The sequence below is a fragment of the Bacillus sp. JJ675 genome, assembly GCF_036963165.1.
Taxonomy (GTDB): domain Bacteria; phylum Bacillota; class Bacilli; order Bacillales; family Bacillaceae; genus Bacillus; species Bacillus glycinifermentans.
The window spans coordinates 38,843-51,681 of sequence record NZ_JBALMR010000027.1; the positions used below are offsets into that span (position 1 = coordinate 38,843).

The window sequence follows — 12,839 nt, forward strand, 5'->3', positions numbered from 1 at the left end:
CTCAGATTCAAGTAAGTTATCTTTTTACATTGCAAAAATAAAAAACTACGTAAATACCCTCTAGAATTATATCTAATTTGATGCAAAATCACAATATTTCTCGGAAAATAACCTACAAATACACCATGATAACAGAATTAGTAAAACTTTTTTACGGAATTGATATGTTACAAAAGCTTTATTCATCAGCTCAATGTTTTGACTAACCGGAGAGGATTAGGGTACGATAAAAATGCGATGTGAGGTGAATGATAGTGTTTCCAATTGTTGAATTTTGCGTCAGCAATCTTGCCCAAGGCTCTCAAAAGGCAAAAGAAATATTGGAGAAAGACCCGAATTTAGACGTTATCGAGTACGGCTGTCTAAGTTATTGCGGTCAATGCATGCAGACATTATTCGCCCTTGTAAACGGGGAAATGGTCTCAGGGGATAATCCGGCCGAATTGGTCGAAAACATATATAAATTCATCGAAGAAAATGAATTTATCTAAGCGGGATCAAAAGGCGATCCCGTTTTCTCATGTTGCCGCATGATAAAAGCTCCCTGCTAATGGAAGCAGAGAGCTTTTATGTATGAAAAACGGGGGATATTCATATTGTGTCCGATCCTTTCAGCTTTTATACTAAAAGAAATAAAAAAATGTTGGAGGCCGCTATGAATTTTTTTCGCTTCACGAAAATGCACGGTTTAGGAAACAGTTATATATATGTTAACCAATTTGAAGAAAAACTCCCTGAGGAGATGCTGCCGGAGCTTGCCGTCAAAGTATCCTCGGTTTACACGGGCATCGGTTCGGACGGAATGATTTTGATCTGCCCATCTGACAAAGCGCCAGTTAAAATGCGGATTTTCAACAGCGACGGCTCTGAAGGCAAAAATTGCGGAAACGGATTGCGCTGTGTCGCAAAATATGCTTATGAACATAAACTTGTAAAAGAGAAGACATTTTTCATTGAAACTCTGTCAGGTCTTGTGACAGCCGAGGTCGAGGTAAAAGACGGAAAAGTCGTTTCGGCTACGGTCGATATGGGTGAGCCGCGCCTCCGCAAATCCGATCTTCCGATGCTCGGAGACGGCGAGTCTGACACGATCAACGAACCGATGGAATTCGGCGGCCGGGAAATGAGAGGAACCGCTGTTTCGATGGGGAATCCACATATCGTCTTTTATTTGGACGATATCGAGGAGGCACCGCTTAATACGATGGGACCTATGATCGAAAAAGACGAGAGGTTTCCGGAAGGCGTCAATGTTGAATTTGTCGAAGTGGAGAATGAAAACGAGCTGCACTTCCGTGTATGGGAAAGGGGATCAGGGATTACCCAGGCCTGCGGAACAGGGGCTTGTGCGGCAGCGGTTGCATCGGTATTAAACGGATTTGCCAAAAGGGAAACGGACATTACCGTCCACCTTGCCGGAGGCGATCTCGTCATCAATTGGAAGCACGACGGCCGCGTCATGATGACGGGCCCGGCGGAAACGGTGTGTGAAGGCGTATTTTACGTTTGAAAACAGCCTGTTTGAGAAATAAATGACGGCCCTTTATAATAGAGGTGCACATGACAGCCGGAGGAGGTGCTAATTCATGAGCGAAAAAACGATTACAATTACGGAAGCGGCTGCCCTTCATATAAAAGATATGATGAAAGAGCATGAAGAGGAAAATGCTTTTTTGAGAATCGGTGTGAAAGGCGGCGGGTGCAGCGGTCTTTCATACGGAATGGGATTTGAACACGAAAAAAACGACGATGACAATGAATTCGTTCAGCATGGGATCATCGTGCTGATCGATCAGGAAAGCCTCGATATCATGAACGGAACGGTCATTGACTTCAAACAATCGATGATGGGCGGAGGCTTTACGATCGACAATCCGAACGCCATCGCATCGTGCGGCTGCGGTTCTTCATTCCGGACGGCGGCGAACGCCGGGAAGCCGGAAGAGTGCTGACGTTTAAAACTGGATAAACCAACGTTTACAAGACGTCGGTTTACCGATGATATGTTTCGATCATCTAAATCGGAAACTGACACATAGGATTGTTAATTGCGCCGGAAAATCCGCGATTAACCGTCATTGTTCGAAATAAAAACGACCCTAATTTTAGGTCGTTGTGGTTGTTAATAACGCCTTTCTTAGCGATGTATCTTAATACATTCGTTAGGGGAGGCGTTTTTATTGTGGCGTTAAAAAAGAAGCGCAAAAGGGCGACAAGGGTTTCGGGATCTGAAAAGGGGTATCCCCGTTTGCTACTTAACGAAGCCCTAGAGATCGCATTAGCCGGGAAAAGAACGGAAGGGTTGCGCGACAGGACACTTATTGATTACAGAAAGACATGGCGGTATTTTACCGATTGGCTAAACGACAACTATGAAATTACATACATTGACGAGATAACGACGGAAATATTACGGAACTATATAAATTACATGAAATACGATAAGCCGCGTTATCATGGACACAAATTTATAAAATCGGACGATAATCGCTTAGGACTAGCCGACACGACGATTAATATTAATTTGCGAACTATAAAAGCGTTGTTTAATTACCTGGATCGCGAAGAGTTGATCGAGGTAAATCCGACCGAACGCGTTAAATTGATTCGGCAGGACATAGACCTTACGAACTGTTTTACGGACGACGAGATCAAGGCGATATTACGGCAACCGAATTTAAGGGATTATGTAGGATTCCGTGATTATTGCGCTATGAGCTGCCTATTAGACTCCGGACTTCGCATCGAGGAATTGTTGAGTCTTCGCGAAAGGGATATCGACTTCAGAAGCCGGTTCATTACAGTTAATGCCGACGTAAGCAAAAACAGAAAACACCGCCTAGTGCCTATATCCGCACATTGCGTAAAACTGTTGTTGCAACTTATTAGCGAAAATAAATTACACTTTACGACGGACCGCATTTTCTTGTCGAGTTACGGTGAACCTCTAGGCGCGAATCACTTTAATAAACGTTTAAAGTACTATGCAGAAAAAGCAGGAGTTAAAGATAAGAAGGTTACTGCGCACGTATACCGTCATACATGGGCCAAAACAATGATTTTAAATGGCTGTGATCCATTCACCTTACAGAAAATCGGGGGATGGGTCGATATAAGAACAATGCGCCGTTATATACAGATGGATACCAAGGAAATGCGAAGAAGTCACGACGATTTTTCGCCGTTGACATCGATAAAAAAGAAAAGAACCTAAAACAAAAAAAAGACGACCATCCGTCGGAAATAAATCCGATAGATAGAACGTCCTAACCCTACGTCTATCATATCGGAAAAAAGCGTTCAAGTCAACGCTTATTTGAGTGTGCCTAATTTTCCGATAGGTCGGTACGTCTCCAAGGGGAGAAAAACGAATGTATACGAAAGAATCCGCTAAAATGGCGTCAGTCTGTTCTGTGGACGAGCTTAACGACGCCATCCGCACGCATATCTACCACAATAAATCCGCACTAACGCCTGCCGCTATCGAGGTTCTCAAGGTGCTGTCGCGTCATGCCTGCAAAACGCCGGGCGTCGCGTATTTGAAACTGCAATCGATCGCGGACCTGATTGGCCGACACCGCACCACAGTCATCCGGGCAATTAAGCGACTAGTAGCTTGCGGCATCATTCGCAAGGAAACGAAATTCAGGCCGGTATCCGGCGGAAACGGCGCCAATATGTACGTGATTTTGCCGGCTTATACTAGCGCCATGAACCCGAATAAACCGGCTGACAATGGCGATGCTACTCCGCAAATGCAACCCCGTTCGACATCGGACAAGCCTACGGGGACAACGGCCGCCGCGCCGAAAAGTACAGGCGAAGCTGTTATTCCTAAAAGCGTAAATAAATTACTACGTAATACGTATAGTGCGTTCAAAGCTGCTGTCGAATCGTTTGTAAGCGATCGGAAGCTAACGAATCGGCTATACGGTATTTACCTTGCGCATACGTCGTTTTTAAAAGGCGTCTATGATTCCGAGACGCTAGAAGAAATCGGCCTACATGCGGTACGTCAAACGTTCACCGCAACGAAACGAAAGCATGTTCGAAATCTGGCCGGCTATTATAATGGCGTGCTGGACCGGATGTTAGATCGGTTATATGAAACGCGTTTTGATGAGTTGACGTGTTCCTAACCGGTAAACAGAAGGACAGGACGTCCCTTTGCCGAAAGACAGGCCAGCGATTCAATATGAAGCTCTGTTCGTGGATATAAAATAAGACGCCCATAAGGACGCCGTTAGTCGTTCTATTCTTCTTTGTAATTGAGGGCTATCTCTACAATCTGTTCGGCAGTATAATCTTCGTCACTCCAAAAAATGAGGTCACTTGGTGCGGGGTGCGGGACGTTTTTTTCTAATAAGTCGATATATTCGCTCGCAGTATCATCATCTAATTCAGGATTCATGATTTTCTTTACAAGAGATATTAATTCTTCTTTTGACAGTTCACTCATTATTTGATACTCCTTTCGGACTTCTTTACTTCCCTTTTTTGCCGAAATGATAGGCCGGGTCTAGTATTTCTTGGTGCATTTTAGGGGAAGTGATGATTAAATTGTCAAAGTCGTATACCTCCCCGCCTTTATCAATCGGCTGTTTGTGGTGGAGAATATATGACTTGTGTTTTCCATAATGCTCTTTTTTAGGAGCAATAGGTGAATTGCCGTTTTTCATCCTGGCAATGTTATTTTTATTAAATTCTTTTGCGTATTCTGTATTGGCAACTGCTTTCCAGAATTCCTTTCTAAAGTCATCAAAAGAATTAAATTTTTTTCCAATTAGTTGCTTTCGAACTTCATGTGGTATGACACCTAATTTACCACCATTGTACATTAATTTCTTTTGGGAAAGTAGGCTTCTACTTGGAGTTGCTTTTCCGGCAGCTATCCCTGGGACGTTCCTAGAGAATAAGACACCTGTCTTCGCTTCATCGATCAGTTTACGCAGCAAAGGCGTATTTTTCACATTAGGGACTTCTCCCGCCCTTTGAAGCATCCCTTCTAATGCAGGAACATACCGATTGATAGGCGATTTAATATGCCTTTTTACGGATTTGACACTTTTCTTTGTGGCCTTAGTTGCCGTCTTTCCAGCCTTGTTAAGACTTTTTGCGCCAGTTGAAACAGTAGGACCGGCCTCTGCCAACCCCCATATAGTCCCAATCGCATAAGCAAGATAGTGTCCGCGAGAATAAGAATCTCCGTGTACCATTTGTTTATCCCACGAGTCAGCGATTGAGTTCAACATACTTTCAAAGGCGGCTTTGTAATCGTACTCAAATACTGAATTTACAGTTGCTTTTGGGTTTTTAATAAAATCGTCAGCGCGTTCCGTAAGAGATTTGGCTGTTTCGACCGTTCCCACGACAGTATCTTTTGCGAAATCGTATGCTCCACCGACAAAGCCTATCATGCTTTCTAAAATATGTTTTCCATCTTCCAGAGTTCCTTTAATAGGATCGGCTCTGAACTTTTGGGATTCTTCGATGGCAGTAACATAATTCATCTCTTCAGATGTAAGTTTGTCATAACCGATTTCCTTGGCAACTTTAAGATACTCGTCGGGGTCATCATACAACTGCTCAAGTTTTTTCTTTAACTTGTACATTTTAACATCTTGTTCGCTTACTTCGCTAATCTCTTTTTCAAGCTTTGATTTGTTGTCAAGCTTATCCAACATGACTCCCATCGCTGTCTCTTGATTCCCACCCAAAGCATCCATCTCATCCGGTTTTAAAATCGAGCCTTTTTGATAGGTTTCAATCTCAATTGTAGGGCCTGTATACATTTTTTCAAGTCTGGCGATGTATCTTTGCATCGTATCAAGATCGTTTTCAGCGGTTTTGAGCGCGGTAGTCTGTTCCCGGTCAAACGTATGCAGCTTTTCAATCGTCTGATTGATGTCGGTCAATGCTTTTCGATTCTGTTCATGAAAATCATTGTCATTCAAAGCCGGTAGATCGACAATATGGCTGACTTTCGCGATCGCAGCGTCAGCTTTTGAAACCAACATAGACGTTTTAGTATTAGCCTCGTTCAAGCCTTGTTCCAGATCATGTTCGAGAAAGGCTTGCGAAATATATCCGTTATGATTCGGTTCAAGGGAGTTCAGTGCATTTTTGATTTTTTTCAATGCCGATTCGTATTCATCGATGAAAGTTTCGTAGAACTGAAGAAACGGACTGTGGCATTCTTCGTAGAAAGCACGAATCGCATCTCCCCCTTTACCTTTTAAAGCATCATCAAGAGACGTAAGAGCATCGACGCTTTCCTTAACTTTTGCGAATTCTTCCGACTGTTTTTTTAATTGCTCTAGCGTTTGGTCAATCGCATTATGCAACGCTTGAACATCCAGAGTCTTCATGGCATTCTCCTCTAATACTATAGTTACAATCAGTATATAGTTTACCACTATTCGGAAAAGAATTGGTGAATAAATCCTGACCACCCATGAAAATGAATCTTATAGGTCAGGTCTAAAAACTTATTCTACTTAATTTTTAATTTGTTTCCATATTAGAGTTTATAGAGGGAATGATAACAATATATGGTTGTAAATAATAGGCTTATTTTGTAGAATAATTACTATGCAGATAAAGGAAGTTTAATATTTTAATTTTTCTAAAAACTTTTAATCTCGAGAGAAAGGAAGAGACGGTGTGGATGTTATTCCTTATGATTTAGTTGCGACGAAAATGAATTTTTGGTATACGGCTTTAAAAAACAATTGGCCAGGCCGGGCGGAGGATACTAGGAAAGAAGTTGAAAGAGAATTAGAGCGAATGGAACAAAACCAAGACGTGGTTGTCTATTATAATTTATTGTTGTTCCGACACAACCTTCAATTTGATTATATGTATTCTGATTCTGGCGGTAATTTAGCTAGTCGATTTGAGGAGTTCAAAAAAATTCGAGATCAGAACAACCTTGAAGGAATGTTGGAATATTATTATCAATTCTTCGCTGGAATGTATCATTTCAGACAAAAAGAACTAATACTCGCGTTAGATTTCTATAGGAATGCCGAAAAACAACTTGATTCTTTTGAATGTGATGATCTAGAGAAGGCTGAATTTTACTTCAAGGTATCCGAAGTTTATTACCATATGAAACAGACATTTTTTTCAATGAATTATGCGAGTCGCGCCTATAATATTTATAAAAAGTATGACACTTATGGAGAACGTAGAGTTCAATGTCAATTCATTCTTGCCGGCAATCGTCGAGATCAAATGCTTCCTGAAAAAGCCTTGCCTAGCTTAAATCAAGCATTGAGTGAATCAACAAGATTAGACTCCCCTCATTTAATTGGTTCATCGCATTTGAATCTTGGGATATGTTATAATCAACTTGAAGAACTTGAAAAAGCTACCGATCATCTCCAAAAAGCCCTTGAAGTGTATAGAGAGGTTAATCATAGTTTTTTACCAAAAGCCTTTTTTAACCTTGCACACGTTAGAGCGAAGCAGGCTGAGTTGGTAACAGCCCACGACCTTTATTTTGAAGGAAAAGAATATGCCGAAAAAATTTGTAATTCATATGACCTTGCAAAGCTTGAAATGCTAAAAGGGCTTTACTTGATTCATGATCTGGATTTAGTTAGAGACTCTTTTAAGTTCTTCAAGGAAAACGGTTTGTATGCAGATGCGGAAGATTACGGAATCATTGCGGCGGAAATTTTGGAAACTGAAGAAAAGATTCGTGATGCCTGTGATTTTTACCGTATTGCATGCGACGCAAGAAGACAAATTCAAAGGAGTGGTTATGTAAATGAAAGCTAAATTTTTGATTTGCGCTGTTTTATTATTGGGGACAGTAAGCGTGCTTAGTTCCACACATGTTCAAACAGATAACACTTCTTTTAAAGTCGCAGAAAGGTTCGCATCTTAATTTAGATATATCGCTATTCCGTTTTCGTAAAAAAATAGCATTAAAGCCCAACTCTCATGAGAAGGGCTTTTTTATTTGAGATTAATTTCAAGTTCTTTTCCTCGTTGTTTGATTAATCGTCATTGTTTTCTGCGCGTTCAAATTGGACGACTTCCTCGATCGGGCAATCCAAGTATTCACATATTTGCGCGATCACCTTCAAGGCAACAAACTCTCCGGCAGTCATCTTCGCCAATGTTGACGATGATATACCCAAGTCGTTTCTAAGATCCGTTTTATTCTTCTTCCGTTTCGCGAGCGTCACCTCTAACGGATGGTATGTCGGTTTTAGGTTAACGATTTTTTCTTTTCTTGCCATATGTATCACTCCGAAAATATTGTTTGTCTTATTATATCACAAATAAAACGAAAAAAATATTCGATAAATTAAACATTTTATTCGGAAAAGTCTTGACGACAGAAAAAGGATGGGATATACTATGTTTAACAAGTCGAACAAATTGTTCGATTAATGAAAGGAGGGCTGATGGATTGATTGAACTGACAACGAAGGTTTCCGTAATCATCGCTTCGTGGCTTTCAATATTTCAAGCTATTGTTAGAACTTAACAAAATAAGAAAAGAAGCGAAAACGGAAAAAGAAAAGCGACGGGTTCCTCCCAAGAATCGCCGTCGCCGATTATAACCAAGACGGGGCGCAAGCCCCGGTTCAATCAATTATACCACAAATGAGGAAGATTAATACAACCGAAATTTTTCTAATCGTTGCCCTTAGTTTTTGGATCGCAAGTATGAACTTTGCTTCACTTTCTGTTCTGGACTTCATCGGATTTGGTACGGCAGCTATCTACTGCGGACTGATTTTGTGGAAGCTGCTATCTCGATGAATGAAGAAACCGGCGTGCGGCGTCGTTGCAGTTTTCGTCGCACGTCACTAAAACAGTGTGTCCAATTTAAAGGAGGTAACAAAATGAACGTTTACTATAGAAAAACAGTTGTAGGTTGGTGGAACATCTATCCTGCAGGCTCAGACGATCAATTTGTCAATTTAAACCCGGAGGAATTCGCTGCACTCCTGCCGCAAGTATCCCGGAGAGCATTCGCAGGCTGCGCCGAAATCGGCGTCACGGCAGCGCGAGAACTATTCGGTGAGGAGGTGCAGTCGGCATGATGGATACATTTCAACCGCAAGCAGTAAAGCTGCATTATCACGGGGAAACATTCGATACAAAACAGGAAATACATGAAATTTCGGACGCCTGGTTAATCGCAGCCGACGTCGTTGGGACTTATTCGGATGACTGGCTGGTGTTTTACGATACTGGCCGATTAGAAAAAAAGAGCGATGGGTACCATCTTTACGAAAACAACTACCCTCGATTTTTTACGGTAGACACGCCAAAGGTAGGCGCAGACCTCCGCAAAATCGATGTTTCTGAACTTGCAGGCATGTCATTTACGGATTTCGTTCGAATTGGTTTTTCACTAGGGGAGGGTTCACGATGATGCAGTATACAGTTTCTAAAGCGGCAGTTAAAAAAGCAACGGCGCGCCTCGGCCTTTCAAAAGCGCAGGCACAAAACGTATTACCGAAGTATGCTCAAGGCGCTTCGTTCGTCTGGTCGCTCGAATCAACAAACGGCAGCCAGTCCGTTTATGATAATCCTCGCGAACAGGTGCGCCTGGTCATTGCGGAAAATGGCACAATCTTAGACGTTTTCCCGGCGGACTATGCGCTTCAGTCTCCGCAAGCTTTGTCTGATGACGTCCTGCAAACGTTGAAAGAAGCGACACGTAACGCCTTAATTGCGGAAAGAGACGCAGTTCATCGCAAATGGTGCGAGATTGAGGTGGACTTCCACGCAAACAGTTACGAGATCGCTAAGGTGCGGCTTGCCTTGACAGACGCGGCGGACGATGAACAGGTGGAATTAAACAGGAAATTGGCGCAGCTCTGCCCCGAAAACAAACGGCTGCACAACGAAAGGTCTGCGTTGAGGAAGGAAAGGACCGAGTTGGAACGCGCACTTGTGCCTTATATCTAAACCGGTATGTGCCAATCCGGAAGTGTATACGCAACCTTATATGAGGACAAAAACCTTGCCACTTTGAAAATAGATACACAGTTACTAAATGAGAGCATTTTTTCTTCGATAGGGTGTCTAGATCCGGAAGTTACCTCGCAGTTATTCTTGAGAGCAACTTTTGAATCGAAATGCTGTCCGTTCCAAAAAGTTTATACGCATCTATTATTGAACGCAGAAAAAAAATTCGAAGTCGATGTCCCAAAATCGAACGCTACCTACCCATTGTATAAGTGAAAGCGAAAAAATTTTCGAAATTGATGTCCCAAAAATGAGGGTTAGATACCCGGTATATAAGTGAAGGCGAAAAATTTCGTATTTATTGTGCGGTTTTGAAATGACGCGGGTATTATTTCGTGAAAGATATTTCTAAAGCTTTTGTAGACTTTCGTTACTTTTCAATTAAAGGAGGTGAGAAATGGTGTACATTTCTAAAGAATTATTTGTGATTATACGCATCTATAAAGGGATGACTCAGGAGCAGTTTTCTAAGTTATTGGGGATCAGCAAGCAAACAGTAAGTGCAATCGAGAGGGGAGAAAGGACGGTTTCAAAAAGAACGCACCGTAAGATTATTGAAAAGGTTGAAATCACAGATGAATTTTTGCAGTTCAAAGAAAAGCATGAAAAACTAATTGAAATTTAAGTCTAATTCAGGATCGGAGGTTAGTCGAATTGTCAACTATATTATCTAAAAAACCATAAAATAACCTAATTATAATATACGATAAAAATGGAGGAGATGCAATGGGGTCAGCGACAAATAGACCGGACCAACACCGCCGCTATGATGCGGAATACAAGCTAAATGATGCAGAAGGTATTCGCGCCTTATTGCGTGACTACGACAAGCTTTTTCAAAGGCGTTTTGAAGGCGATACTGCAGCGTCTGACATCTTACTAGACTTAGAGGATGCTATCGATGCCGCCGAGCTAACAGCGCTTCAGAACGAGGCTATTCGCCTTATTTATATGGAAGATTTAACGCAACAAATGGCGGCTGAACGCTTGGGGATCGAAAGGAGTGTAGTATCAAAGCATTTAACAGCCGGCGTTAACAAAATCGCGAAAATTTATGCGTATTGGGCGAACCGAGGCGAGGGGTACTGCGCCAGTTAAAAAACGGGAGTGTATTGCCGCACTTAACGAAAATAAAACAATTCAAAACAGGGGGAATTCTATTATGAAAAAATTTACTGAGCTTGAGCGCAATCTAATTACGGTTATCTTAGACGGACGTCGCAGCGACTTCAAAAAGGAACGGGATTTCGTTAAGGTCTTCGGAAGAGACGCGAACATTGATCTCGTAGAGGGTCGCAGCTACTTTCTGGAAGATGCATTGTTTGGGGAAGACGCAGAGGTTCCGGATATTATTGGCGAACTTCTTTACGAAACAGAAGCCGGAAACATTCACTATGACGTCATGATTGACGCTCTCGAAGCAGCGGTAAACGAAGATTGGGCTAACGTGCCGAGCGTTGATGAGGCTGTATCAAAAACATTTCATCAGGAAGAATCTATAACATCACTTAAGGACTTTTTGGAAGCTTACAAAGCCATGCATACCTACGCTGGAGAAGAAGGAGTGTATTTAGATCATGAGATAGATTGTGTGGCTAACTCGGTACTTAAGGGGATCGGAGTAAATAGTGAAGACTTTAGGGAGACATTAACTGAGTATATTATTGAGGCACAATCGACAGACGAAGTAATGCAATCGTTATTGGATAAAGTAGACTGGTCCGTAGGACTAGGAGACTTTGATTTTCTTACACAAGCTCTTGAGGCAACTAGAACATTAGATTGTCGAGCAGCGGAAAAAGGTTTAGATTTGATGCCCTATATTTTCGATGTTGAAAGGATAGTTTTTAATGCGGCCGGTTTCGATTCTTTATTCCGTGAGATGAGCGACAATTACCTCGATTTGTATTACGAAGGGAAGAAGTCTCTAAAAGACACAATGAACGATATTAAGAAACTGGCTGAATCATTATGACAAAACTTTAGGCGTAGGATATGACACTCACCCGATCATCGTCCAAGCTTTACAAAATACAGTTTCTATCGAGGAGGTACGTGAAGATGGAAGAGAATAACGGAGTAGGAGTTTCACTGACAAGGGAAGGTAAGACACTGATGATTTCGAATAACCCGTACTACTATAACAAAATGATCGAATTAAAGGCGGACGGCCCAACGCACCAGGCCGTTCCCCTCCCGCGTTTTATACGATACTTGGTCGATATATTTGGGTATGACGCAATAAAAAAAAGCTGTCGATGAGTTTCCGCAAGAAATTCGGTATAAAACTGCTCTCGAAAGGGTTAACGGTGATGCGGAATACAAGGCGAAGCAGGACGAGGCTATGGCGAAATTAAAGCGGGAGGTCGAGCGATGATGAACGAATTACAAAAAGTATTCAATTATCAAGATCAACAGGTGAGAACAGTCGTTAAGGACGGTGAACCTTGGTTTGTTGCAAAAGATGTCTGCGATGTTTTAGGGATTACAGACGCTCGAAAATCAGTGAATTTACTTGATGAAGATGAGCGGAATAGTATTCCGGTCACTGATTCATTAGGGCGAAATCAAGAAACATTCATTATCAACGAACCGGGTCTTTATTCTCTGATTTTAAGAAGCCGCAAACCAGAGGCCAAACAATTCAAAAGATGGATCACTCACGAAGTCATTCCGACAATCAGAAAAACGGGCGGCTATGTAGCGAATGACGATCTATTTATTCAAACGTATCTGCCGTTTGCAGACGACCAAACAAAACTTTTATTTAGCGCAACTTTAGAGACTGTACGCAAGCAAAACGAAGTAATTTCCGAAATGAAACCGAAAGCGGAGGAACA

At 41.9% G+C, this 12,839-nt stretch carries 17 protein-coding genes; 14 read left to right on the forward strand and 3 right to left on the reverse strand.

The annotated features are described in order from the left end of the window. Positions 1-254 precede the first annotated feature (254 nt). The 5 genes from V7126_RS07795 (at position 255) to V7126_RS07815 (ending at position 4,139) form a co-directional block, all read left to right on the forward strand. On the forward strand, positions 255-491 hold the full coding sequence (locus V7126_RS07795) for a YuzB family protein (RefSeq protein ID WP_046131631.1): 237 nt from the start codon (positions 255-257) through the stop codon (positions 489-491). 164 nt (positions 492-655) lie between these two features. Further along, the gene (gene dapF / locus V7126_RS07800; RefSeq protein WP_046131659.1) at positions 656-1,510 is read left to right on the forward strand and encodes a diaminopimelate epimerase; all 855 of its coding nucleotides are present in this window, start codon (positions 656-658) and stop codon (positions 1,508-1,510) included. 76 nt (positions 1,511-1,586) lie between these two features. Then, positions 1,587-1,952: a HesB/IscA family protein gene (locus tag V7126_RS07805; protein WP_046131630.1), complete on the forward strand. Its 366-nt coding sequence runs from the start codon at positions 1,587-1,589 to the stop codon at positions 1,950-1,952. Positions 1,953-2,182: 230 nt separating this feature from the next. After that, the gene (locus V7126_RS07810; RefSeq protein WP_335497461.1) at positions 2,183-3,214 is read left to right on the forward strand and encodes a tyrosine-type recombinase/integrase; all 1,032 of its coding nucleotides are present in this window, start codon (positions 2,183-2,185) and stop codon (positions 3,212-3,214) included. Between the two features lie 157 nt (positions 3,215-3,371). Continuing rightward, on the forward strand, positions 3,372-4,139 hold the full coding sequence (locus tag V7126_RS07815; RefSeq protein WP_335497463.1) for a helix-turn-helix domain-containing protein: 768 nt from the start codon (positions 3,372-3,374) through the stop codon (positions 4,137-4,139). 113 nt (positions 4,140-4,252) lie between these two features. Here the strand turns inward: V7126_RS07815 and V7126_RS07820 are convergent, their stop codons facing one another. Continuing rightward, positions 4,253-4,459, reverse strand: coding sequence for a bacteriocin immunity protein (locus tag V7126_RS07820; protein WP_335497465.1), 207 nt, complete (start codon positions 4,457-4,459; stop codon positions 4,253-4,255). Positions 4,460-4,484: 25 nt separating this feature from the next. Then, entirely contained in the window at positions 4,485-6,368 is a 1,884-nt protein-coding gene (locus V7126_RS07825; protein WP_335497467.1) for a T7SS effector LXG polymorphic toxin, read from the reverse strand. 295 nt (positions 6,369-6,663) lie between these two features. On the opposite strand from V7126_RS07825, the gene V7126_RS07830 reads away from it, so the two are divergent. Then, positions 6,664-7,785 carry a Rap family tetratricopeptide repeat protein gene (locus tag V7126_RS07830; RefSeq protein WP_335497469.1) on the forward strand — a complete coding sequence of 374 codons (1,122 nt, stop codon included), beginning with the start codon at positions 6,664-6,666 and terminating at the stop codon, positions 7,783-7,785. Positions 7,786-8,006: 221 nt separating this feature from the next. Here V7126_RS07830 and V7126_RS07835 read toward each other — a convergent pair whose 3' ends face one another. Beyond that, entirely contained in the window at positions 8,007-8,252 is a 246-nt protein-coding gene (locus tag V7126_RS07835) for a helix-turn-helix domain-containing protein (protein ID WP_326081145.1), read from the reverse strand. A 612-nt stretch (positions 8,253-8,864) separates the two neighbouring features. On the opposite strand from V7126_RS07835, the gene V7126_RS07840 reads away from it, so the two are divergent. From V7126_RS07840 to V7126_RS07875, 8 genes are all read left to right on the forward strand, one after another. After that, the gene (locus V7126_RS07840) at positions 8,865-9,065 is read left to right on the forward strand and encodes a hypothetical protein (RefSeq protein ID WP_335497472.1); all 201 of its coding nucleotides are present in this window, start codon (positions 8,865-8,867) and stop codon (positions 9,063-9,065) included. Then, positions 9,062-9,400 carry a hypothetical protein gene (locus tag V7126_RS07845; RefSeq protein WP_048350435.1) on the forward strand — a complete coding sequence of 113 codons (339 nt, stop codon included), beginning with the start codon at positions 9,062-9,064 and terminating at the stop codon, positions 9,398-9,400. Before V7126_RS07840 ends, V7126_RS07845 begins: the two co-directional genes overlap by 4 nt. Next, positions 9,397-9,939: a hypothetical protein gene (locus tag V7126_RS07850; protein ID WP_335497474.1), complete on the forward strand. Its 543-nt coding sequence runs from the start codon at positions 9,397-9,399 to the stop codon at positions 9,937-9,939. Before V7126_RS07845 ends, V7126_RS07850 begins: the two co-directional genes overlap by 4 nt. A gap of 457 nt (positions 9,940-10,396) precedes the next feature. Further along, entirely contained in the window at positions 10,397-10,624 is a 228-nt protein-coding gene (locus tag V7126_RS07855) for a helix-turn-helix domain-containing protein (RefSeq protein ID WP_048407078.1), read from the forward strand. A gap of 101 nt (positions 10,625-10,725) precedes the next feature. Beyond that, positions 10,726-11,097 (forward strand): DUF134 domain-containing protein, encoded by a 372-nt coding sequence (locus V7126_RS07860; RefSeq protein ID WP_048407079.1) that lies wholly within the window; start codon positions 10,726-10,728, stop codon positions 11,095-11,097. A gap of 64 nt (positions 11,098-11,161) precedes the next feature. After that, entirely contained in the window at positions 11,162-11,974 is an 813-nt protein-coding gene (locus tag V7126_RS07865) for a hypothetical protein (RefSeq protein ID WP_048407080.1), read from the forward strand. A gap of 86 nt (positions 11,975-12,060) precedes the next feature. Continuing rightward, complete coding sequence (locus V7126_RS07870; RefSeq protein ID WP_048407081.1) at positions 12,061-12,261, forward strand: hypothetical protein; 201 nt, start codon at positions 12,061-12,063, stop codon at positions 12,259-12,261. Between the two features lie 114 nt (positions 12,262-12,375). Beyond that, on the forward strand, positions 12,376-12,839 hold a 464-nt coding region (locus V7126_RS07875; RefSeq protein ID WP_335497477.1), incomplete at its 3' end, for a BRO-N domain-containing protein.